The organism is Pseudomonas sp. ICMP 10191 (assembly GCF_001467335.1).
GTDB lineage: Bacteria > Pseudomonadota > Gammaproteobacteria > Pseudomonadales > Pseudomonadaceae > Aquipseudomonas > Aquipseudomonas cerasi.
Genome location: NZ_LKGW01000116.1, coordinates 28,971 through 50,957, shown reverse-complemented (window position 1 = coordinate 50,957; position 21,987 = coordinate 28,971). Strand labels below are relative to the sequence as shown.

21 protein-coding genes are annotated in these 21,987 nt (G+C 56.8%); 5 read left to right on the top strand and 16 right to left on the bottom strand.

Annotation, left to right across the window (positions count from 1 at the left end; genetic code table 11):
- Positions 1-40: 40 nt before the first annotated feature.
- From atpB to rpmH, 11 genes are all read right to left on the bottom strand, one after another.
- Entirely contained in the window at positions 41-910 is an 870-nt protein-coding gene (gene atpB / locus AO388_RS16830) for a F0F1 ATP synthase subunit A (protein WP_003315954.1), read from the bottom strand.
- A 16-nt stretch (positions 911-926) separates the two neighbouring features.
- The gene (locus tag AO388_RS16825; RefSeq protein WP_002555989.1) at positions 927-1,334 is read right to left on the bottom strand and encodes a F0F1 ATP synthase subunit I; all 408 of its coding nucleotides are present in this window, start codon (positions 1,332-1,334) and stop codon (positions 927-929) included.
- A 146-nt stretch (positions 1,335-1,480) separates the two neighbouring features.
- The gene (locus AO388_RS16820; RefSeq protein WP_003315951.1) at positions 1,481-2,353 is read right to left on the bottom strand and encodes a ParB/RepB/Spo0J family partition protein; all 873 of its coding nucleotides are present in this window, start codon (positions 2,351-2,353) and stop codon (positions 1,481-1,483) included.
- Positions 2,354-2,362: 9 nt separating this feature from the next.
- The gene (locus AO388_RS16815) at positions 2,363-3,154 is read right to left on the bottom strand and encodes a ParA family protein (RefSeq protein WP_002555991.1); all 792 of its coding nucleotides are present in this window, start codon (positions 3,152-3,154) and stop codon (positions 2,363-2,365) included.
- 18 nt (positions 3,155-3,172) lie between these two features.
- Positions 3,173-3,817, bottom strand: a complete 645-nt coding sequence (rsmG, locus tag AO388_RS16810; protein WP_003367844.1) for a 16S rRNA (guanine(527)-N(7))-methyltransferase RsmG — start codon at positions 3,815-3,817, stop codon at positions 3,173-3,175.
- On the bottom strand, positions 3,814-5,706 hold the full coding sequence (mnmG, locus tag AO388_RS16805; protein ID WP_003367842.1) for a tRNA uridine-5-carboxymethylaminomethyl(34) synthesis enzyme MnmG: 1,893 nt from the start codon (positions 5,704-5,706) through the stop codon (positions 3,814-3,816). The genes rsmG and mnmG overlap by 4 nt, the downstream gene beginning before the upstream one ends.
- A gap of 581 nt (positions 5,707-6,287) precedes the next feature.
- Positions 6,288-7,658, bottom strand: a complete 1,371-nt coding sequence (mnmE, locus tag AO388_RS16800) for a tRNA uridine-5-carboxymethylaminomethyl(34) synthesis GTPase MnmE (protein WP_003367840.1) — start codon at positions 7,656-7,658, stop codon at positions 6,288-6,290.
- A gap of 78 nt (positions 7,659-7,736) precedes the next feature.
- Positions 7,737-9,428, bottom strand: a complete 1,692-nt coding sequence (yidC, locus tag AO388_RS16795) for a membrane protein insertase YidC (RefSeq protein WP_003367838.1) — start codon at positions 9,426-9,428, stop codon at positions 7,737-7,739.
- A 2-nt stretch (positions 9,429-9,430) separates the two neighbouring features.
- Positions 9,431-9,676: a membrane protein insertion efficiency factor YidD gene (gene yidD, locus AO388_RS26795; RefSeq protein WP_003367836.1), complete on the bottom strand. Its 246-nt coding sequence runs from the start codon at positions 9,674-9,676 to the stop codon at positions 9,431-9,433.
- Complete coding sequence (rnpA, locus tag AO388_RS16790) at positions 9,669-10,070, bottom strand: ribonuclease P protein component (RefSeq protein WP_002551314.1); 402 nt, start codon at positions 10,068-10,070, stop codon at positions 9,669-9,671. The genes yidD and rnpA overlap by 8 nt, the downstream gene beginning before the upstream one ends.
- 16 nt (positions 10,071-10,086) lie before the next feature.
- On the bottom strand, positions 10,087-10,221 hold the full coding sequence (gene rpmH, locus AO388_RS16785) for a 50S ribosomal protein L34 (RefSeq protein WP_002551315.1): 135 nt from the start codon (positions 10,219-10,221) through the stop codon (positions 10,087-10,089).
- A 584-nt stretch (positions 10,222-10,805) separates the two neighbouring features.
- Here rpmH and dnaA point away from each other — a divergent pair.
- From dnaA to gyrB, 4 genes are read left to right on the top strand one after another with little or no spacing between them, the layout of a single operon-like run.
- Positions 10,806-12,341 (top strand): chromosomal replication initiator protein DnaA, encoded by a 1,536-nt coding sequence (gene dnaA, locus AO388_RS16780; RefSeq protein ID WP_054082286.1) that lies wholly within the window; start codon positions 10,806-10,808, stop codon positions 12,339-12,341.
- A gap of 38 nt (positions 12,342-12,379) precedes the next feature.
- Positions 12,380-13,483, top strand: a complete 1,104-nt coding sequence (dnaN, locus tag AO388_RS16775; RefSeq protein ID WP_003367826.1) for a DNA polymerase III subunit beta — start codon at positions 12,380-12,382, stop codon at positions 13,481-13,483.
- A 22-nt stretch (positions 13,484-13,505) separates the two neighbouring features.
- Positions 13,506-14,609, top strand: a complete 1,104-nt coding sequence (recF, locus tag AO388_RS16770) for a DNA replication/repair protein RecF (protein WP_044310549.1) — start codon at positions 13,506-13,508, stop codon at positions 14,607-14,609.
- A 4-nt stretch (positions 14,610-14,613) separates the two neighbouring features.
- Entirely contained in the window at positions 14,614-17,031 is a 2,418-nt protein-coding gene (gyrB, locus tag AO388_RS16765; protein ID WP_003432737.1) for a DNA topoisomerase (ATP-hydrolyzing) subunit B, read from the top strand.
- 54 nt (positions 17,032-17,085) lie between these two features.
- On the opposite strand, the gene AO388_RS29675 is transcribed toward gyrB, so the two are convergent.
- The 3 genes from AO388_RS29675 to AO388_RS16755 are packed head-to-tail and all read right to left on the bottom strand — an operon-like array spanning position 17,086 to position 19,315.
- On the bottom strand, positions 17,086-17,241 hold the full coding sequence (locus AO388_RS29675) for a hypothetical protein (RefSeq protein ID WP_223272502.1): 156 nt from the start codon (positions 17,239-17,241) through the stop codon (positions 17,086-17,088).
- A gap of 27 nt (positions 17,242-17,268) precedes the next feature.
- The gene (locus AO388_RS16760; protein WP_058416781.1) at positions 17,269-18,303 is read right to left on the bottom strand and encodes a phenylacetaldoxime dehydratase family protein; all 1,035 of its coding nucleotides are present in this window, start codon (positions 18,301-18,303) and stop codon (positions 17,269-17,271) included.
- A gap of 1 nt (position 18,304) precedes the next feature.
- Positions 18,305-19,315 (bottom strand): nitrilase, encoded by a 1,011-nt coding sequence (locus AO388_RS16755; RefSeq protein WP_058416780.1) that lies wholly within the window; start codon positions 19,313-19,315, stop codon positions 18,305-18,307.
- A gap of 167 nt (positions 19,316-19,482) precedes the next feature.
- Here AO388_RS16755 and AO388_RS16750 point away from each other — a divergent pair, with 167 nt between their 5' ends.
- On the top strand, positions 19,483-20,442 hold the full coding sequence (locus AO388_RS16750) for a helix-turn-helix domain-containing protein (RefSeq protein WP_058416779.1): 960 nt from the start codon (positions 19,483-19,485) through the stop codon (positions 20,440-20,442).
- Positions 20,443-20,599: 157 nt separating this feature from the next.
- Here AO388_RS16750 and AO388_RS16745 read toward each other — a convergent pair whose 3' ends face one another.
- Positions 20,600-21,370, bottom strand: a complete 771-nt coding sequence (locus AO388_RS16745; RefSeq protein WP_058416778.1) for a lysophospholipid acyltransferase family protein — start codon at positions 21,368-21,370, stop codon at positions 20,600-20,602.
- A 65-nt stretch (positions 21,371-21,435) separates the two neighbouring features.
- Positions 21,436-21,978, bottom strand: a complete 543-nt coding sequence (gmhB, locus tag AO388_RS16740; RefSeq protein ID WP_003367814.1) for a D-glycero-beta-D-manno-heptose 1,7-bisphosphate 7-phosphatase — start codon at positions 21,976-21,978, stop codon at positions 21,436-21,438.
- Positions 21,979-21,987 lie beyond the last annotated feature (9 nt).

Sequence of the window (21,987 nt, the reverse complement as noted above, 5' to 3'; positions counted from 1 at the left end):
CAGTGGCGAGACGGTCATCAGACGCGTCCTGAGACGAATCTCAATGGTTATCTTCGTGAGCCATCGACAGGTAGACGATGGTCAGCATCATGAAGATGAACGCTTGCAGGGTGATGATCAGGATGTGGAACACAGCCCACGCCCACTGCAGCACTACACCCAGACCGCTGAGCCACAACAGACCGCTGCCGAACATCACGGCGATCAGAATGAAGACCAGCTCGCCAGCATACATGTTGCCGAACAGACGCAAAGCCAGGGAAATCGGCTTGGCGATCAGCGTCACGAATTCCAGCAGGAAGTTGACCGGGATCAACAGCGCCTGAACGAACAGGTTCTTGCTGCCAAACGGGTGAAGGGTCAGTTCGCCGATGAAACCGCCGATGCCCTTGACCTTGATGCTGTAGAAAATGATCAGTGCGAACACGGACAGGGCCATGCCCAGCGTGGCGTTCGGGTCAGTGGTCGAAACGGCACGGAACGGAATGTGCGAGTCACCCGAGATCATCATCGCCAGCTGTGGAATCCAGTCCACCGGTACCAGGTCGACCGCGTTCATCAGGAATACCCAGACGAAAATGGTCAACGCCAGTGGCGCGATGACCGCGCTGCGGCCGTGGAAGCTGTCTTTCACACTACCGTCGACGAACTCGACCAGCACTTCGACGAAGTTCTGCAGTGCGCCAGGCTGGCCGGAAGTTGCCTTCTTGGCCGCCATGCGGAAGATCAGAACGAAAATCAGACCCAACGCAACCGACCAGCCGAGGGTATCGACGTGGAAGGCCCAGAAACCCATTTCCTTGGCTTCCGCTGCGGTGTGGGCAAAGCCCCATTCGCCATTGGGCAGGTGCCCGAATGTAAGGTTCTGCAAGTGGTGCTGGATATAGCCCGAAGCTGTTTGCTCTGCCATGGTTGCCTCAAACGCCCTAAGGTCTCGAAAGTCTTGTTCTCGTAAGCAGGGGAGCGAACCAGTTGACCACCTGGATCAACATGAACACGCCGAATACAGCCAGCGGCGCCAAAGGCTTCACACCTGCGAACGTCAATGCAAAAAGCACTGCCGTGAAAATCAGTTTGCCTGCCTCGCCGGCGTAGAACGACCGAACGATGGCTTGCGCTGCTCTGGCCCCGGAAAACCGGAATGCCTTGTGAGCAAAGTATAAATTGGGTAGCCAGGCTATCAGGCCTCCGCAGAGTCCCGAATATCCTGCAACGACTCCTTGCCACTGCCACAGCACCAATGCGGCCATGAGCAGGACGATCAATTGAGCCAGCAAAAGCGGGAAAACCGCCAGGCGATAGAACGGCAAGCGGTCTGGCATGCGGGATTCCATCGCAACTGCTCCTTTGATGTCGGTCGCCATAATCAATAACTTGGCATAATTTGTGCCGACAAAATGCGCGCAGAGTATAGGGGCGGTTAAGCCCCTATTCAACAGTCGGGTAGTGATTTCCGACTATACGCTACAGAGCAATTGTTTCAGCGGATGTGAGCGAGCACTCCCTGAAGCTCGTCCAGCGAGTTGTAACGGATGACCAATTGCCCTTTGCCCTTCTGACCATGACGGATCTGCACCGCAGAGCCCAGACGCTCGGCCAGACGCTGTTCCAGCCGGCTGATGTCCGGGTCGGTCTTCACCGGCTCGGCAGCCTCTGCCTTGCCGCTCAGCCACTGCCTGACCAGTGCTTCGGTCTGGCGCACGGTAAGCCCGCGTGCGACAACGTGTCGCGCACCTTCGACCTGCCGATCTTCACCCAAGCCGAGCAAGGCACGCGCATGGCCCATTTCCAGGTCACCATGAGACAGCATCGTCTTGATGGCCTCCGGCAAGGCAATCAGGCGTAACAGGTTGGCGACACTGACTCGCGACTTGCCGACGGCATCGGCCACCTGCTGCTGGGTCAGTTGAAACTCCTGCTGCAAGCGCTGCAGCGCCATGGCCTCTTCGATCGGGTTGAGGTCCTCACGCTGGATGTTCTCGATCAGCGCCATCGCAATCGCGGTTTCGTCCGGTACATCGCGGACCATCGCCGGGATCGTCTCGACACCTGCCTGCTGGCTGGCACGCCAGCGACGCTCGCCCGCAATGATCTCGAAGCGGTTGTCACCGATAGGACGCACCACGATCGGCTGCATCACGCCCTGCGACTTGATCGACTGCGCGAGCTCTTCGAGTGCCTGCGGGTCCATGTCACGGCGCGGCTGGTACTTGCCGCGCTGGATCAGGTCCAGCGGCACATGCTGCAACTCACTTGGCGGGGCCTTGACGGCCTGTTCTTCCAGCGAACTGACGGTTGGACTGCTCAGAAGCGCGTCCAACCCACGTCCGAGACCTCGTTTCTTGACGGCCATGGGAATTCCTTAGGTTGGCTGAGCGGTTTTTGCGCCGCGACGTTGACGACGAACCAGTTCACTTGCCAGGGCCAGATAGGCCAGCGCACCGCGAGACGACTTGTCGTACGCCAGCACGGGCATGCCGAAACTCGGTGCCTCGGCCAGACGGATGTTTCTCGGGATCACGGTGTCGTACAGCTGCTCGCCGAAATGTTCCTTGAGCTGCGCCGAAACGTCGTTGATCAGGCTAAGCCGCGGATCATACATGGTGCGCAGCAGGCCTTCGATTTTCAGCTGCGGGTTGAGCAGTTCAGCAATACGCTTGATGTTATCCACAAGGTCGCTGAGACCTTCGAGTGCAAAGTACTCGCACTGCATGGGGATAATTACGCCGTCTGCGGCAACCAGCGCGTTCAGGGTCAGCATCGACAGCGAAGGTGGGCAGTCGATGAGAATGTAATCGTAATTCTCGCGGATGGGCGCCAGCGCATTGCGCAGACGACTCTCTTTCATCTGCATTTCCAGCAGAACCACTTCGCCCGCCGTCAGATCACGGTTGGCCGGAAGCAGTTGATAACCACCGTGCTCGGAAAACTGCATGGCCTCGCCCAGATCGCATTCGCCGATCAACAGGTCGTAGACGGAGTTTTCCAGGTTGTGTTTATCCACACCGCTGCCCATGGTCGCGTTGCCCTGGGGATCGAGATCGATCAGCAGCACACGGCGCTTGGTCGCGACCAGCGATGCGGCGAGGTTGATGCATGTGGTGGTCTTGCCGACCCCACCTTTCTGGTTCGCTATCGCGAATACCTTAGCCATTCTTGCTTGTGTTCCCAGTCATGCCGTGCGGCGCAGTATCAGCAGATGGCGTTGGCCTTGGCAACCCGGAACGGTCAAGGCGTGTGCGCTATCGAGGTGAAAATCCGAGGGCAATGCTACCAGCTCATCGTCAGGATGCAGCCCTTTCATTGCCAGCCAGCGTGTATTGACGTCGCCCATGTGACGCGTCCAGCCGGTGAAGTCTTCCAGGCTGCTGAATGCACGGGAGATGATCCCGTCGAAAGGCACTTCGGGCTGATAACTTTCTGCACGGCTGTGGATAACTTCAAGATTATCCAGTTTCAGCTCAAGTTTGACCTGGGTCTGAAACCGGGTTTTCTTGCCATTGCTGTCCAGCAGCGCCACTTTGCGCTCCGGAAACAGGATGGCCATGGGAATGCCGGGCATCCCACCGCCGCTGCCAACGTCGATCCAGCGCGTACCTTCGATGAAGGGCACCACACTGAGACTGTCGAGCAGATGCCTCGATACCATTTCGTCCGGGTTGCGTACCGCAGTCAGGTTGTAGGCCTTGTTCCACTTGATCAACAACGCCAGATACGCCAGCAATTGCTCGTGCTGGGCCGGGCTGAGGTCAATCCCCAATTCCCGGGCACCGGTGGATAACTCTTGGGCGTGTTGCGGGGTGACCATAGAACTCAAGCGCTTTGCTCCAACTGACGGCCCGCGCCGCGTTTTTTCAAATGGATCATCAACAGCGATATCGCTGCAGGCGTGACGCCGGGGATACGCGATGCCTGTCCAAGTGTTTCCGGACGAGTTATCCCCAGCTTGCTTTGGATTTCTTTCGACAGGCCGGAGATCGCGGCGTAATCGATGTCTTCCGGCAGACGGGTGTCTTCACTGGCGCGCAGACGGGCAATTTCGTCCTGCTGGCGATCAATGTAACCGGCGTATTTTGTCTTGATCTCTACCTGCTCGGCGACCTGGGGATCGATGCAGCCCTGGCCAGTGATTGAAATCAGGCTGGCGTAATCGATTTCCGGACGGGTCAGCAGGTTGAGCAAATTGTATTCGTGGGTCAGTGGCGTGCCGAAGTGTGCAGCAATCGCATCGCCCTGCTCGGTACCGGGACGTACCCAGGTACTTTTCAAACGCTGCTCTTCCAGCTCGATGCTTTCACGCTTGGTGCAGAACGCGGCCCAGCGGGCGTCGTCGACCAGGCCCAGTTCGCGGCCTTTTTCGGTGAGTCGCAAATCAGCGTTGTCTTCGCGCAGGATCAAACGGTATTCGGCCCTGGAGGTGAACATCCGGTAAGGCTCTTGCGTACCGAGCGTGATCAGGTCGTCGACCAGAACGCCGATGTACGCTTCATCGCGACGCGGGCACCAGCTGTCTCGACCCTGTGCGCGCAGCGCGGCATTGGTCCCGGCCAGCAAACCCTGGGCACCGGCCTCTTCATAACCGGTCGTGCCGTTGATCTGGCCTGCGAAGAACAGACCGCCGATGACCTTGGTTTCCAGGCTGTATTTCAGATCACGCGGGTCGAAATAGTCATATTCGATGGCGTAACCAGGACGAACGATGTGTGCATTCTCCATGCCGCGAATCGACCGGACGATCTGCAGTTGCACATCGAATGGCAACGACGTGGAGATACCGTTCGGGTACAGCTCGTGCGTGGTCAATCCTTCCGGCTCGATGAAGACCTGATGGCTTTCCTTGTCGGCAAACCGGTGGATCTTGTCTTCGATCGACGGGCAGTAACGCGGACCAATACCTTCGATCACGCCCGAATACATCGGCGAGCGATCGAGGTTGGACGCAATGATTTCGTGAGTCCGCGCGTTGGTGTGCGTAATCCAGCAACTGACCTGCGGCGGATGCTGTTCCTTGTTGCCCAGGAACGACATGACCGGAATCGGTGTGTCACCTGGTTGCTCGGTCATCACCGAAAAATCCACAGAACGTCCGTCAATCCGTGGCGGGGTCCCGGTTTTCAGGCGGCCGACGCGCAGCGGCAGTTCACGCAGTCTTTGCGCCAATGCGATCGAAGGAGGATCACCTGCCCGACCGCCCGAATAATTTTGCATACCGATGTGGATAAGTCCGCCAAGGAACGTACCTGTGGTCAACACCACTGAATCGGCAAATATGCGCATACCCATCTGGGTCACGACGCCGCGCACTTGATCCTGTTCAACGATCAGGTCATCGCAGGCTTGCTGAAATATCCACAGATTCGGCTGATTTTCCAGAGTTTCACGAATGGCTGCCTTGTACAGCACGCGATCTGCCTGCGCACGGGTGGCACGTACGGCCGGCCCCTTGCGGCTGTTCAGCACGCGGAACTGGATACCGCCCTTGTCAGTAGCCATGGCCATGGCGCCGCCCAAGGCGTCGATTTCCTTGACCAGATGGCTTTTACCGATACCACCGATGGCCGGGTTGCAACTCATCTGGCCGAGTGTTTCCACGTTGTGGGTCAGCAACAGGGTTTTGACACCCATGCGTGCCGACGCCAGTGCGGCCTCGGTACCGGCATGACCGCCACCGATGACGATCACTTCAAAACGGGAAGGGAAATCCACCACGCACCTCGTGCCTGTTGTCGATGAGAAATTGGGATAGCTGACAAGTATAGGGACTTACCCCACCTGAATGAAACCCGTTGGACAAAATTTAACCAGCTGTGGAAAAGTCGCGGATAAAGAAAATAAAAAGGAAAGAAAGTTTATAAAGCCTTGTTTTTATGTTTATTCTTACTGAGCTACCTTTCTGTGGATAGATCTCTACGAGCCTTTATTTTCAATGTGTACAGAGATTCAAAAGTCTGTGTTCATGTGGGGATGAGGGGTTTGGATAACCGTCCTGAGCCTGTTGATAAGATAGCCACTTGTCCACAGGGGCATTTATCTTCAGGTTTGCACCCTGCTTACCCACTGAGCTAAAGGGCAGTTATTCACAGGGCTTAATCCACAAAAAACCGGCTCTTCATCAAAAATCAGGCACAGAAAATCCTTCCCTCAGGCATTTCTGTTGGTCAGATTCAGGTGTCGAAGCAAAGTTAAAGGAGGAAAAAGCCGAATATGTGGATAACACTCCAGCTGAAAGAGGCGTCTCGTGGTACTTGAAGGCATGACCCAGGCCGGGCCATGCCATGCCAGAAGGTTTACTTGCCTATGCAGAAGCTGGAGAAGATTCTGCCAAGGAGGTCGTCGGAACTGAATGCGCCGGTGATCTCGCCAAGCGCTTGCTGTGCCTGACGCAGGTCTTCGGCCAGCAGCTCTCCGGCCCCCGCCAGGGTGAGTTGAGCTCTGCCGTGTTCCAGAGAGTCACTGGCATGGCGCAGCGCTTCAAGGTGGCGTCGACGCGCGCTGAAGCTGCTTTCCGAGGTTTGTTCATAGCCCATGCAGGCCTTGAGATGCTCGCGCAGCAGTTCAAGCCCTTCGCCACCAGACCTGGCGCTCAGGCTGATGGTGACGTGGCCATCTACGCTGGTTTGCAGATCGACGGGGTCTCCACTCAGATCTGCCTTGTTGCGTATCAGCGTGACTTTCGACGGGTCCGGGCGCTGCTCGAGGAATTCCGGCCACAGTGCGAACGGGTCTGCTGCCTCCGGAGCGGTCGCATCCACCACCAGCAGAATCCGGTCAGCTTCGCCGATGGCCTTGAGTGCGCGCTGCACGCCGATCATTTCCACCTGGTCTTGGGTATCCCGCAGCCCCGCTGTGTCGACGACGTGCAAGGGCATTCCGTCTATGTGGATATGTTCACGCAGTACATCGCGGGTTGTGCCGGCGATCTCGGTGACAATTGCCGCCTCCCTGCCCGCCAAAGCATTCAGCAGACTGGATTTGCCCGCATTGGGGCGTCCGGCAATCACTACGGTCATGCCGTCGCGTAACAGGGCACCCTGCCCGGCTTCACGCAACACTGTGGATAACTCGGCACGTACGTCATCCAGCATGTTCAGAACGTGGCCATCGGCAAGGAAGTCGATTTCCTCTTCGGGGAAGTCGATTGCAGCTTCCACATAGATGCGCAGGCTGATCAATTTCTCGGTCAAGTTATCCACACGCCGCGAAAAAGCACCCTGCAAAGAGCGCAGTGCATTGCGCGCTGCCTGTGCAGAACTCGCCTCGATCAGGTCGGCAATGGCTTCTGCCTGGGCAAGATCCAGCTTGTCATTGAGAAAGGCGCGCTCACTGAACTCGCCCGGACGAGCCAGTCTGCTGCCCAGTTGCAGGCAGCGCTGCAGCAGCATGTCCAGAACGATGGGACCGCCGTGGCCCTGAAGTTCCAGCACGTCCTCGCCGGTGAACGAGTTGGGTCCCGGAAAATACAGCGCGATCCCTTCATCGAGTACCTGTCCGGCATCATCGACAAAAGGTCCGTAATGGGCAAATCGTGGCTTGAGGGTCCGACCGATAATGGCTTCGGCGGCCCTGCCCGCCAGAGGACCTGACACCCTGACAATACCAACACCGCCCCGCCCCTGGGCTGTGGCGATGGCGGCAATGGTTTCACGAGGAACGTTCATGCTCCGGCTCCCGGACAAATGACGGATAGCAAAACGCCCCACGAGGGGGCGTCTTGTAGAACTTATTCACAGGTTAGATCAGACAGCTGCTTTCTTGGTAGCCGCTTCGATCTTGCGAGTGATGTAAGCCTGCTGAGCGATCGACAGGGTGTTGTTCACAACCCAGTACAGAACCAGACCGGCAGGGAACCACAGGAAGAAGAACGTGAAAATGATCGGCATCATTTTCATGACCTTGGCCTGCATCGGGTCCGGCGGAGTCGGGTTCAAACGCTGCTGGATGAACATGGTCGCGCCCATGATGATCGGCAGGATGAAGAACGGGTCCTTGATCGACAGGTCGGTTATCCACAGGATCCACGGTGCCTGACGCATTTCCACGCTTTCCAGGAGTACCCAGTACAGCGAAAGGAAAACCGGCATTTGTACAAGAATCGGCAAGCATCCACCCAGCGGGTTGATCTTCTCTTTCTTGTACAGCTCCATCATTGCCTGGGACATCTTCTGACGATCATCGCCATGCTGCTCTTTCAGCAATGCAAGCTTCGGAGCCACGGCGCGCATGCGTGCCATCGACTTGTAGCTGGCTGCGGAAAGCGGGAAGAAAAGGCCTTTGATCAGCATGGTCAGGACAATGATCGACCAGCCCCAGTTGCCGAGGATGGCGTGGATATGTTGCAGCAGCCAGAAGATAGGCTGGGCAATGAACCACAGGAAACCATAATCGACGGTCAGCTCCAGACCTGGGGATAACTCTTTGAGTACCGCCTGGCTTTTCGGACCTGCATACAGGGTAGCGCTGGTTTCACCTTGTGCACCGGGTGCAACCGAGAGAGTCGGGCTGGTGAAGCCGATGATGTAGTTGCCCTGGCTATCTTTGCGGGTCTGAACAGCGTTGGTGGCATTGTGATCGGGAATCCACGCAGTCACGAAGTAGTGCTGCAGCCATGCAACCCAACCGCCCTGGACAGTTTCCTTGACCTGGCCCTTGTCGATATCTTTCATCGACACTTTCTTGTACGGCTCGGCCGCAGTCCACAGGGCAGCGCCCAGGTAGGTAGCGGTGCCAGTAGCAGTCGTCGAAGAAGGATCGGAGCTGGCATCGCGCTTCAATTGCGCGAACAGATTACCGGACCAGGGTTGTGCGCTCTGGTTATCCACAACGTAAGTCATGACCAGATCGTACAGACCGCGCTTGAAGGTGAAGCGCTTGATGTAATTGACGCCGTTTTCCGAGAATTTCAGATCCACGACCATCGTGTCCTGGCCATCAGCCAGTTGATAAGTCTTTTGTGTGGAGGTGTAAACCGGACGACCGGCAGCGCGTGCATCCGGACCATTGGTCCCGGTCAGGCCGCTTTGTGCCAGAAAAGTACGCTCGCCGCCGTTGTCGAACAACTGGAACGGAACGTCAGGACGATCCTGACGACGCGGGTACAGAGGCAAACGAAGCTGAACGACGTCGCCACCCACCGGATCGATCGCCAGATCGAGCACATCGGTCTTGACGTGGATAAGGTCTTTGCTGGCTACGGCCGGAGTTTCAAGAGGTGCTGCAGCCGTATTGGCAGTAGCGCTTGCGCTTGGAACATCGGCACTTGCAGAACCATTAGTACCAGCGGCCGTGTCCGGAATACCCGGTGCGGTGCTGCTGGCTGCAACATTCTGGGTCGGCATGGCAGCCTGGCCATAGTCTTGGTTCCATTTCAGAACCCCGACGTAGGTCACGATTGCCAGGGCGACGATCAGGATCGTGCGTTTAATATCCATGATTACTCGGCCATCGAAGAAGAACGGGAGGTGGGGATAGCTGGAACCGGGTCATAACCACCGGGATTCCATGGGTGACAGCGACCAAGACGACGAATTGACAGCCAGCCACCGCGCAAAAGGCCATGATTTTCGATGGCTTCATACGCGTAGCAGGAGCAACTGGGGTAGAAACGACAGTGACTGGCCATCAGCGGGCTAATGGCATAGCGATAGAACTGGATCGGAACGAGTGCCAGTTTACGCATCTGGACTGTCTACCCCTGCAGGTTCGGATTTTTCTTCCGGAATGGGTCGGCTACGCGCCAGACGTTTCCAGAGCTTGCCGAAATGCTGAATCAGTTCAGGGTTTTCTACGTCACCCAAGCCTTTGCGCGCGACGATAACGATATCCCAACCGACCAAACTGTCTTGGTGTTGGCGAAATGATTCGCGCATCAGGCGTTTCAAACGATTGCGCTCGACGGAGAGCTTCACGCTCTTTTTACCTATCACAAGCCCCAGGCGGGGATGATCGAGGTCGTTGTTGCGCGCAAGGAGCAGGAGATTTTTCCCCGGAACCTTGCCGGTAGGGGAGTCAAAGACTGCCTTGAAATGCCGGGGAGTGAGCAAACGCTTTTCCCGACTGAAGTCTCGACTCACCTCCTGTGCCGATTTATCAAACTGCCAGACGCTTACGGCCTTTGGCACGACGACGCGAAAGAACTGCGCGGCCGTTTTTGGTGGCCATGCGTGCACGGAAACCGTGGGTGCGGGCGCGCTTGATAGTGCTGGGTTGGAAAGTACGTTTCATGGCGTGTTACCTGGTTCGTCCACTACGGGCCGGAATGGCCCCCGTTTTAAGAGACCGGGGATTCTAGAGAAAGCAGGCTCGCAGGTCAATTTCCAACCAGCTTTTCTTCATAGGCATCTTTTTATAGCTGGGCGCCCTCTTCCTTTCGTTCACCGCTACGCTAACCCGCTCCGGTTATAGAAATAAAAAAAAGAGAGTATTTAAAGCTTCTTTATAAAGCTTATAACTCTTACGCAGCGCCTTTCTGTGGATAACATCTTACAGCCCTTGTTATTCAATGTGTACAGAGGTCAGAAAGGTTGTCGAGAAGCGGTGCCCTGCCTGTGCCGGACCTTCGGAAAAGCTGTGCATGGAACGCCTTTTTATCCACAGGCGAGTTATGCACAGAGTTTACGCCTGACTTATGCAATGGGCTGAAGATGGGTTATCCACAGAGCTTATGTGTTGACCGTTTGTCGTCTGCTTCATGCATAAATCGTTGATTTATAGCTCTCTGTGAGCAACCTACATGTGGATAAGTCGCCTCTGGGTCGTTACAATGGCGGCTGTTTTTGCCTCACCGGCTTTCAACTCAGGGGATATCCGTGTCAGTGGAACTTTGGCAGCAGTGCGTGGAGCTTTTGCGCGATGAGCTGCCTGCCCAGCAATTCAACACTTGGATCCGTCCGCTACAGGTCGAAGCCGAAGGCGACGAGTTGCGTGTGTACGCACCAAATCGTTTTGTTCTCGATTGGGTCAACGAAAAATACCTCGGTCGTTTGCTTGAGCTTCTCGGCGAACACGGTCAAGGGATGGCCCCTGCTCTTTCCTTATTAATAGGAAGCAAGCGCAGCTCCGCACCCCGTGCCGCTCCGAATGCGCCATTGGCCGCCGCAGCGTCCCAGGCACTGTCTGCCAATTCGGTCAGCAGCGTCTCGGCACCGGCTCCTGCCACAGCTGCTCCGGTTGCTGCCGTGGCGACGCCGGCACCTGTTCAGAACGTTGCAGCACACGACGAGCCGTCGCGTGACAGCTTTGATCCGATGGCAGGTGCCAGCTCGCAACAGGCGCCCGCTCGCGCAGAACAGCGTACCGTTCAGGTAGAAGGCGCGCTCAAGCACACCAGTTACCTGAACCGTACGTTCACGTTCGAGAATTTCGTGGAGGGTAAGTCCAACCAGCTGGCACGCGCTGCGGCCTGGCAGGTTGCCGACAACCCCAAGCATGGCTACAACCCGCTGTTCCTTTATGGCGGTGTCGGTCTCGGTAAAACTCACTTGATGCACGCAGTAGGTAACCACCTGCTGAAGAAGAATCCGAACGCCAAGGTCGTGTACCTGCACTCGGAGCGCTTCGTCGCAGATATGGTCAAGGCCTTGCAGCTCAATGCAATCAACGAGTTCAAGCGTTTCTACCGTTCAGTCGATGCACTGCTGATCGATGACATCCAGTTTTTCGCCCGCAAGGAACGCTCGCAGGAAGAGTTTTTCCACACGTTCAACGCGCTGCTGGAAGGCGGACAGCAGGTCATTCTGACCAGCGACCGCTATCCCAAGGAAATCGAAGGCCTTGAAGAACGACTCAAGTCGCGTTTCGGCTGGGGCCTGACGGTTGCCGTCGAGCCTCCGGAGCTGGAAACCCGCGTCGCGATCCTCATGAAAAAAGCAGATCAGGCCAAGGTCGATCTGCCTCATGACGCAGCGTTCTTCATTGCCCAGCGCATTCGCTCCAACGTCAGAGAGCTGGAAGGTGCGCTCAAGCGCGTCATCGCTCACTCGCACTTCATGGGCCGCGACATCACCATCGAGCTGATTCGTGAGTCGCTGAAGGACTTGCTGGCGTTGCAGGACAAGCTGGTCAGTGTGGATAACATTCAGCGCACCGTCGCCGAGTACTACAAGATCAAGATCTCCGATCTGCTGTCCAAGCGTCGTTCCCGCTCTGTCGCCCGGCCTCGCCAGGTCGCGATGGCGCTCTCCAAGGAACTCACCAACCACAGTCTTCCGGAAATCGGTGACGTGTTTGGTGGCCGTGACCACACGACCGTCTTGCACGCGTGCCGAAAGATCAACGAGCTCAAGGAATCCGATGCGGATATCCGCGAGGACTACAAGAACCTGCTGCGCACTCTGACTACGTGATAACGCCAGTGCAGCTCATCAAGGCAAGGGACTAGACCATGCATTTCACCATTCAACGCGAAGCCCTGTTGAAACCCCTGCAATTGGTCGCCGGCGTCGTCGAACGCCGCCAGACCTTGCCGGTTCTTTCCAATGTGCTCCTGGTCGTAGAAGGTCAGCAACTGTCGCTGACCGGTACGGATCTGGAAGTCGAACTGGTTGGCCGCGTCCAGCTGGAAGAGCCCGCCGAACCTGGAGAGATCACGGTTCCTGCGCGCAAGCTCATGGACATTTGCAAAAGCCTGTCCAACGACGCGCTGATCGATATCAAGCTCGACGACTCGAAGCTGATCGTCAAGGCGGGGCGTAGCCGGTTCACCCTGTCTACCTTGCCCGCCAATGACTTCCCGACCGTCGAAGAAGGCCCGGGTTCGCTGACGTTCAACCTGGTGCAGAGCAAACTGCGCCGCCTGATCGAGCGCACCAGCTTTGCAATGGCCCAACAGGACGTTCGTTACTACCTCAATGGTATGTTGCTGGAAGTGAGTGCGGGCATCTTGCGCGCCGTGGCTACCGACGGCCATCGTCTGGCGATGTGCTCGATGTCTGCCGATATCGAACATGCTGATCGTCATCAGGTGATCGTTCCACGTAAAGGTATTCTCGAAATGGCGCGCCTGCTGACCGAGCAGGACGGTATGGTCAGCATCGTTCTGGGTCAGCATCACATCCGTGCGACCACTGGCGAATTCACCTTCACTTCCAAACTGGTGGATGGCAAGTTCCCTGACTACGAGCGAGTGCTGCCTAAAGGTGGTGACAAGCTGGTGCTCGGTGATCGTCAGGCACTGCGTGAGGCGTTCAGCCGGACGGCGATTCTGTCCAACGAGAAGTACCGTGGCATCCGTCTGCAACTGGCCAGCGGTCAATTGAAGATTCAGGCCAACAACCCCGAGCAGGAAGAAGCGGAAGAAGAAATCAGCGTCGAGTACAACGGTGACTCGCTGGAGATCGGTTTCAACGTGAGCTACCTGCTTGACGTGCTGGGCGTCATGACGACCGAACAGGTGCGTTTGATTCTGTCCGACTCCAACAGCAGCGCCTTGGTGCAAGAGTCCGATAACGACGATTCCGCCTACGTCGTCATGCCGATGCGTCTGTAACTTCATGTCCAGCGCAACCTAGATGTCTCTTAGTCGCGTCTCGGTCACCGGGGTGCGCAATCTGCACCCGGTGACCCTCTCCCCCTCCCCGCGTATCAATATCCTCTACGGCGCTAACGGCAGTGGCAAAACCAGCGTGCTGGAAGCTATCCATCTGCTGGGTATCGCCCGCTCGTTTCGCAGCAGTCGCTTGCTGCCCGTCATCCAGTATGAGCAGCCTTCATGTACGGTCTTCGGTCAGGTCGATCTTGCACAAGGTGGACACAGCAATCTGGGTGTTTCACGCGATCGCCAAGGTGAGTTCCAGATTCGTATCGACGGGCAGAACGCCAGAAGCGCTGCCCAGCTTGCGGAAATTCTGCCGCTGCAGCTCATCAACCCTGACAGCTTTAGACTGCTAGAAGGCGCGCCGAAGATACGCAGGCAATTTTTGGATTGGGGAGTGTTCCACGTGGAACCTCGCTTTATGGCCACGTGGCAGCGCCTGCAGAAGGCCCTCAAGCAGCGAAACTCGTGGCTTCGGCATGGTACACTTGACGCCGCTTCACAGGCGGCATGGGACCGTGAGCTGTGCTCGGCGAGTGACGAGATCGACGAGTTCCGCCGGGCGTATATCAAGGCATTGAAGCCAGTCTTTGAACAGACTTTGAGCGAACTTGTCGAGCTTGAAGGTTTGACCCTGAGCTACTACCGGGGATGGGACAAGGAAAAAGAGCTAAGTGCAGTGCTCGCCTCTTCCCTCCACCGCGATCAGCAAATGGGCCACACCCAGGCCGGACCACAGCGAGCTGACCTGCGCCTTAGATTAGGCGCGCATAATGCGGCAGATATTCTGTCTCGCGGTCAGCAAAAGCTGGTGGTCTGTGCACTGCGTATTGCTCAGGGACATCTGGTCAGCCAGGTCCGTCGAGGCCAGTGTATTTACCTGGTAGATGATTTGCCCTCCGAGCTGGATGACAACCATCGACGCGCACTTTGCCGCTTGCTGGAAGAATTACGCTGCCAGGTGTTTATCACCTGTGTAGATCAAGAATTTTTGAGGGAAGGCTGGCAGACGGAAACGCCAGTCGCTTTGTTCCACGTGGAACAAGGCCGTATCACCCAGACCCACGACCATCGGGAGTGATTGCATGAGCGAAAACCAAACGTACGACTCGTCCAGCATTAAGGTGCTGAAAGGACTTGATGCCGTACGCAAGCGTCCCGGAATGTACATCGGTGATACAGACGATGGCAGCGGTCTGCACCATATGGTGTTCGAGGTGGTTGATAACTCGATCGACGAAGCATTGGCAGGCCATTGCGACGACATCAGCATCATCATCCATCCAGACGAATCTATCACCGTGCGCGACAACGGCCGCGGTATTCCGGTAGACGTGCATAAAGAAGAAGGCGTGTCGGCAGCCGAGGTCATCATGACCGTGCTCCACGCTGGCGGTAAGTTCGATGATAACTCCTACAAGGTATCCGGCGGTTTGCACGGTGTAGGTGTATCTGTTGTTAACGCCCTTTCAGAAATTCTGTTGCTGACGGTTCGTCGCAGCGGCAAGATCTGGGAGCAGACTTACGTGCATGGTGTTCCACAGGAACCGATGAAAATCGTCGGTGAAAGTGACACCACGGGCACCCAGATCCACTTCAAGCCTTCCGCTGAAACGTTCAAGAATATCCACTTCAGCTGGGACATCCTGGCCAAGCGGATTCGCGAACTGTCCTTCCTTAACTCCGGTGTCGGCATTGTCCTCAAGGACGAACGTAGCGGTAAGGAAGAGCTGTTCAAATATGAAGGTGGTCTGCGTGCATTCGTTGAATACCTGAACACCAACAAGACGCCGGTCAATCAGGTGTTCCACTTCAATATTCAACGCGACGACGGCATTGGTGTCGAGATTGCGCTGCAGTGGAACGACAGCTTCAACGAGAACCTGCTGTGTTTCACCAACAACATTCCGCAGCGTGATGGCGGTACTCACCTGGTGGGTTTCCGTTCTGCGCTGACGCGTAACCTGAACAACTACATCGAGCAGGAAGGTCTGGCCAAGAAGCACAAGGTCGCGACCACCGGCGACGATGCGCGTGAAGGTCTGACTGCGATCATTTCGGTCAAGGTGCCTGATCCGAAGTTCAGCTCGCAGACCAAGGACAAGCTGGTTTCGTCTGAAGTCAAAACGGCTGTCGAACAGGAAATGGGCAAGTACTTCTCCGACTTCCTGTTGGAAAACCCGAACGAAGCCAAAGCAGTTGTCGGCAAGATGATCGACGCAGCCCGTGCCCGGGAAGCTGCGCGCAAGGCGCGTGAGATGACTCGTCGTAAAGGCGCGCTGGATATCGCTGGCCTGCCCGGCAAACTGGCGGACTGCCAGGAAAAAGACCCAGCCCTCTCCGAACTGTACCTGGTGGAAGGGGACTCTGCTGGCGGATCAGCCAAGCAGGGGCGTAATCGTAGAACCCAGGCCATCCTGCCGCTCAAGGGCAAGATCCTGAACGTTGAAAAAGCGCGTTTCGACAAGATGATCTCTTCGCAGGAAGTGGGCACCTTGATCACTGCGCTGGGCTGCGGTATTGGCCGTGAAGAGTACAACATCGACAAGTTGCGTTATCACAACATCATCATCATGACCGATGCTGACGTCGACGGCTCGCACATCCGTACCCTGCTGCTGACCTTCTTCTTCCGTCAGTTGCCCGAGCTGATCGAGCGTGGCTACATCTACATCGCTCAGCCGCCACTGTACAAGGTCAAGAAAGGCAAGCAGGAGCAGTACATCAAGGACGACGAGGCCATGGAAGAATACATGACCCAATCGGCCCTTGAAGACGCCAGCCTTCACCTTAGCGAATCGGCTCCGGGTATCTCCGGTACCGCGCTGGAGAAGCTGGTCAATGACTTCCGCATGGTCATGAAGACGCTCAAGCGCCTGTCGCGTCTGTACCCACAGGAACTGACCGAGCACTTCGTCTACCTGCCGCCGATCACGCTCGAGCAGCTGTCTGATCACGAGGGCATGCAGGCCTGGCTGGCACTGTTCGACGCGCGTCTGCGTACCGGTGAGAAGTCAGGTTTGGTCTACAAGGCCAGCCTGCGTGAAGACCGTGAACGTAACGTCTGGCTGCCAGAGGTCGAACTGATCTCCCACGGCCTGTCGAACTACGTCACCTTCAACCGCGACTTCTTCGGCAGCAACGACTACAAGACCGTTACCGCTCTGGGCGCGCAGATCAGCACGCTTCTGGAAGAAGGTGCCTACGTGCAACGTGGCGAGCGCAAGAAGCCCGTCACCGAGTTCAAGGAAGCCCTTGCCTGGCTGATGGCCGAAAGCACCAAGCGCCACACCATCCAGCGCTACAAAGGTCTGGGTGAGATGAACCCGGACCAACTGTGGGAAACCACCATGGACCCGAGTGTGCGTCGCATGCTGAAGGTCACTATCGAAGACGCCATCGGCGCTGACCAGATCTTCAACACCCTCATGGGTGATGCGGTCGAGCCACGTCGTGACTTCATCGAGAGTAATGCGCTGGCAGTGTCCAACCTGGACTTCTGATGAGCGTATGAGCAAACATCAACCCCGGCGAAAGCCGGGGTTTTTGTTTGTGCTCTAAAACAGTTTCGCCAGTCGCAGATTCAAACGTGCCTTCTCCCGGAACCCCTCCTCCACTTCCAGATCCTTGCCGAGTACGGCCTGGACCTGAATTGAACACAGCAAGGTAGAGATGGCTAGCGCTGAACGGGTAATCAGGGTGAGTCGTTGCATGATCTGCTTCCTCAAGGATGATGCGTATCAGCGGCTGAGCAAGCCACTGCCGGGATGGCAGTTGAGGTATTCGAAATACTGGGCCTCACTGGGGATCACTGCGATCTCGTGGTAGAGGCGCAACTGGACCTGAAAGTTAAGGGTCTGTACGTACTGCATGAAGCCGCCGAAGATCGCCACATGAGTGGGATGAGTCTTTGCCCAGCGCTCCAGGTTACTCAGGTCATCGAACCAGGCGAGGCCAAAACTCTTCTCCAAGGGTTCGCCGGTGTCGCTGTCCAGCGCTTGCATGAAGCGACAGCTCAGGCAGCCGACAGTGGCGCCTTCGTCGCGCAGAAACGTCATGCCGCGCTGTAGCACGGGTTGTATGTCGTTCAGATACCTATCGCGTTCCTGTCCGGTGGTGCTGCTCCAGTCCTGTCCGGATCGAATCAGGCACAGGTTATCGCGCCCCGACATACGCACCCTGCCGACGCACAGCGCGTTCGCACTGGAAGGATTGCTGCTGCCTGTCAGTGCATCGGTCTGGGCCAGAGGGATACGATCGCGGGAACTGCCCCAGTACGCGTGTTCCTGAATAGGTTCACTCATGTGACTGGCCAGATGCGTAACGCCTTCAGGTACATCCGGCGCGGAAAACAATGTTTCGAAACGCTCGGCACTCGGGCAGACGACCTCGAGGAACCATCCCAGTGGCCCGGTTTCACGAGCCGGGTCTTGCCACCAGAGCGCGAAACCCGAGCTGTTGCGCCACTGATTGAAAGCGTCCACGTCGTGCCAGTAAGCGATGGCTATGCAGGTATGGAAACCATTGGCGTCCACGCAACGTGCGCTGTCCCAATACCGCGGTCCTGAATCGCTATCGAACCGAGTGGTTATCGCTGCCAGTTCTGGCAGACCTACCGGATGCAAGGACTGGACGCCGAAATAAGCCATCACCACCTGCCCTGCCAGCGGATCGAAACGCGCGGACCATGCAGGAAAAGGTGGTTGATAGCCCTCCGGCAGATTGCTGTTCAGCTTACGCGGCTTGCGCAGATGTTCAGGAATGGCTGAATGCATGTCACACCTCCAGCGCGATGTCAGGCTGAAGCAACTCGATGCACTCGCTGCTGATCGGCAGGCCTGGTAGATCGACTACACATGGGGTGGGATTCGGATTGAACATCAGACGAGTGACGTCGGGACGTGAGTAATGTCCAGTCGGGTCGGCTGCTACCTTGGCGAAGGTCAATGCGGCTGGATCAAGTGTTGCGTAGAGCAGGCCTTCCTCATGTTCGCCCAGCGGAGTTGCCAGATCACTTCCGTCCGGACCGAAAATGCGTGCGTGCCCGCCACCGGCCTGCAACAGGCTGCGCTTGGCGTCACTGTCGCAGAGCATCTCGATCATTTCAGAGGAAACGACTGCACAGGGTGCGAGGACAAAGCACTGCCCCTCTGCGGCATAAATCCGCGAAGCCGCAGTATTGACCTCAGGCCCCAAGGCGCTTGTGGCACTGCGGTACAGGCTGAAGCTCGGCCAGGCGGCGACGTGGATCTGTTCGTTCTGCGCATACATGGCGTACTTGGAAAGCGGTTGCAGGTGCTCCCAGCAGCAAAGCGCGCCCAGAACGCCGACAGGCGTTTCAAACGTACGCAATGAGGCGCCGTCGCCTTCGCCGAACATCGTACGTTCTACATGGGTAGCCTTGAGCTTGCGACGCACGCCAACCGTTTCACCGCGATCGTCGATGATCCACTGACCGATATACAGCGACGCTTTGTGTCGCTCGCTGTAACCCAGCACCACATAGAGACCGAGATGGCGAGCCGCATCGCTGATACGCCGGGCCTGGACGCTGTCCAGCACCAGAGACTGCTGGTGATAGCGCTGCACCAGTGGCATGTTCCAGGCCGGTGCGTCCAGCCACAAAAACCACGGATAGCCCGGAATCCACGTTTCGGGGAATGCAATCAGACCGGCTCCGGCGGCTGCCGCCTGCTCCATCAGGGCGATGGTCTTGTCTACGGTGGCGTCCAGATCCAGAAATACCGGCGCGGCCTGTACACAGGCGACTTTCAAGGGCTCTTTCATCGTCAAAAACTCATGTGGCTGTTGGATGGCCACAGGCTATGGGCTTTTCTGGCGACGGTATTAGGACGAAAAGGAACGGCTTTTTGACTGGAACGGGCAGGCCGACAGGAATGGTTTCAGACTTGCATGGCGGTTGGCTTGACGCATCGAAATGCAGGTTGAACGCGATGAGCATTTATTTAGACACCAACAGTATTGCTGTGCAGGAACGAGCAGAGTTCTGGCAGGAAGTGGTGTGCAGTACCTTCGTACCGCTGAAATGTGCCTTCTCGGATCGACAAAATTTCCACGGTCGTTTGCGCTCGCACAGCATTGCAGGACTGGCCTTGGTAGAGGTGCAGGCCTGCAGTCAGACAGTCGTCCGAGATACCTCGAGTATTTCGCGTAGTGACGACGAGTTCGTATTGGTGAGTCTGGCGCTTGAAGGCCGGGCGCAGGTTTCTCAAGAGGGGCGCGAAGCGCTATTGGAGGTCGGCGACTTTGCCATCTACGACACTCGTCGCCCCTACCGGCTGCACTTCGACAGTGCTTTCAGACAGACTGTGGTGCAAATCCCGCGCAACAGCCTGCAGCAGCGTCTGTGTAATCTGGAGTATCTGACTGCGTTATCACTGTCTCGCGATGACCCGCTCAATGGACTGGTCTTCGACTTTTTTACCGGCCTGGCTGCACTCGAGAACCGGGTAGGCGAATCACAACAGGCGCGGATAACCGAACAAGGGCTGGACTTGCTGGCAATGGCGTTGTCCGAACGGGTCGAAGGGCAGGCACAAGGTTCAAGACGCAGTGGCTTGCTGCTGCGCATCAAGGATCATATCCAGGCCAACCTGGCAGATACAAAACTGTCTCTGGCCAGTGTCAGCGTCCGGTTCGGAGTCAGTACGCGCTATATCAGCAGCTTGTTTCAGGATGAACAGACCTCGTTCGGACGTTACCTGCTGGCCTCTCGGTTGCAACGCTGCGCCAGTGACCTGCGCGAGCCATTACTCGCCAATCGACAGATCAGTGAGATCGCCTGGCGTTGGGGATTCAGTGATGTCGCTTACTTCAGCAGAGTCTTCCGCCAGCGCTTCGGAGTGCCTGCACGGCAATATCGGCTTGAGGCTTCACCGACGCGTTGCGCATAAAAAAACCGACCTTTTAAAGGTCGGTTTCTGATACATCATCAAAACTTATGCACGTTTTTCCGGTTTTTATAGCCTGAAAAAATATGTATATGAATTAGCAGGTTAGATCGTCTTTTTGCGCGGTTTCAAAAAAACCGTACACAGGTTATCCACAAAATCACGCCGGGACTTTTTCGGGAGTTGCAACAGGTACAGCAGGCGAGCCCATCGCCCGTTGCGTATCCTCATTCCAGGTCTGAACGCGCTCATTCAACGCAGCGATGGCACGTGGGCCTGAGCCCTCTGCGTACATCGGCTCGCCGATCACCACGTGAATGGTGCCTGGCTTTTTCGCCCAGCCGTCGCGGGGCCAGTACTTGCCTGCGTTATGCGCGATAGGCAGGACTGGCAGATCAGCGTTTACCGCCAACGCAGTACCGCCGCGAGAGAATTTGCCGACCTGGCCGTAAGGCACGCGTGTGCCCTCCGGGAAGATCAATACCCAGACGCCATCCTTGAGCAACTCGTCGCCCTTCTTGGCAATCTCCCTGAGTGCGGCTTTCGGGTTTTCGCGGTCAATGGCGATCGGGCGCAGCATTGCCATCGCCCAGCCAAAGAACGGCACATACAGCAGTTCACGCTTGAGGACCTGGCTCATCGGCTCGAAATACGCCGACAGAAAGAACGTCTCCCAGGTGCTCTGGTGGTTGGAGATGATCACGCAGGGGGTTTTCGGTACGTTTTCGGCGCCAGTCACTTCTACCTTGATGTTCAGGAACACCTTGGTCAGCCAGATGGCGCAGCGGCACCAATAGACGTTAATGAAGCGATAGCGGGCTTTGAACGGCAGAAAAGGCGCAATGAAAAAACTCAACGTGCACCACAACAGCGAGCTGGTGCCCAGCAACAGGTAGAAGAAGAAGGTCCTGATTGCCTGCATGATCGACATAGTTACGTTTACCGTACGGGCAGGTGCCCGCTCCTTGAGCGTCCTGAACCTGAAGAGCTGACTGTTCAGTGAGCGCTGTTGTGGATAAGTTCTGCGGCAACTGCCGCCAGATCGTCAAAAATCAACGTGCCTGCCGGCACTCCGCCTTCCATCGTCTTGCGGCCTTTGCCGGTCATCACCAGCACAGGCTGAGAATCGACGGCTTGTGCGGCCTGCAGGTCACCTTTGCTGTCGCCCACGAACCAGAGACCTTTGAGGTCCACGGTGTAATGACGGGCGATAGCCTGCAGCATCCCGGGTCTGGGCTTGCGGCAGGTACAGCCATCGTCTGGCCCATGCGGGCAATAGACGATCAAACCGACCTCGCCACCCTGCTCTGCCACCAGCTTGCGCAAGCGCACGTGCATGGCATCCAGAGTGGCCAGATCATAATAACCTCGGGCAATGCCGGACTGGTTGGTGGCAACGGCCACCGTCCAGCCGGCCTTGCTTAGCGCTGCGATAGCTTCGATCGAGCCAGGAATGGGCAGCCACTCCGCCACCGACTTTATGTAAGCGTCGGAGTCATGATTGATCACGCCATCCCGATCAAGTATCAGCAGTTTCACAGCGACTCC

Excerpts from the sequence above, each read along its gene's own strand:
- atpB (WP_003315954.1), bottom strand. The coding sequence starts at position 910 with ATGGCAGAGCAAACAGCTTCGGGCTATATCCAGCACCACTTGCAGAAC.
- AO388_RS16825 (WP_002555989.1), bottom strand. The coding sequence starts at position 1,334 with ATGGAATCCCGCATGCCAGACCGCTTGCCGTTCTATCGCCTGGCGGTT.
- AO388_RS16820 (WP_003315951.1), bottom strand. The coding sequence starts at position 2,353 with ATGGCCGTCAAGAAACGAGGTCTCGGACGTGGGTTGGACGCGCTTCTG.
- AO388_RS16815 (WP_002555991.1), bottom strand. The coding sequence starts at position 3,154 with ATGGCTAAGGTATTCGCGATAGCGAACCAGAAAGGTGGGGTCGGCAAG.
- mnmE (WP_003367840.1), bottom strand. The coding sequence starts at position 7,658 with ATGAACGTTCCTCGTGAAACCATTGCCGCCATCGCCACAGCCCAGGGG.
- yidC (WP_003367838.1), bottom strand. The coding sequence starts at position 9,428 with ATGGATATTAAACGCACGATCCTGATCGTCGCCCTGGCAATCGTGACC.
- yidD (WP_003367836.1), bottom strand. The coding sequence starts at position 9,676 with ATGCGTAAACTGGCACTCGTTCCGATCCAGTTCTATCGCTATGCCATT.
- rpmH (WP_002551315.1), bottom strand. The coding sequence starts at position 10,221 with ATGAAACGTACTTTCCAACCCAGCACTATCAAGCGCGCCCGCACCCAC.
- dnaN (WP_003367826.1), top strand. The coding sequence starts at position 12,380 with ATGCATTTCACCATTCAACGCGAAGCCCTGTTGAAACCCCTGCAATTG.
- recF (WP_044310549.1), top strand. The coding sequence starts at position 13,506 with ATGTCTCTTAGTCGCGTCTCGGTCACCGGGGTGCGCAATCTGCACCCG.
- gyrB (WP_003432737.1), top strand. The coding sequence starts at position 14,614 with ATGAGCGAAAACCAAACGTACGACTCGTCCAGCATTAAGGTGCTGAAA.
- AO388_RS29675 (WP_223272502.1), bottom strand. The coding sequence starts at position 17,241 with ATGCAACGACTCACCCTGATTACCCGTTCAGCGCTAGCCATCTCTACC.
- AO388_RS16760 (WP_058416781.1), bottom strand. The coding sequence starts at position 18,303 with ATGCATTCAGCCATTCCTGAACATCTGCGCAAGCCGCGTAAGCTGAAC.
- AO388_RS16755 (WP_058416780.1), bottom strand. The coding sequence starts at position 19,315 with ATGAAAGAGCCCTTGAAAGTCGCCTGTGTACAGGCCGCGCCGGTATTT.
- AO388_RS16750 (WP_058416779.1), top strand. The coding sequence starts at position 19,483 with ATGAGCATTTATTTAGACACCAACAGTATTGCTGTGCAGGAACGAGCA.
- AO388_RS16745 (WP_058416778.1), bottom strand. The coding sequence starts at position 21,370 with ATGTCGATCATGCAGGCAATCAGGACCTTCTTCTTCTACCTGTTGCTG.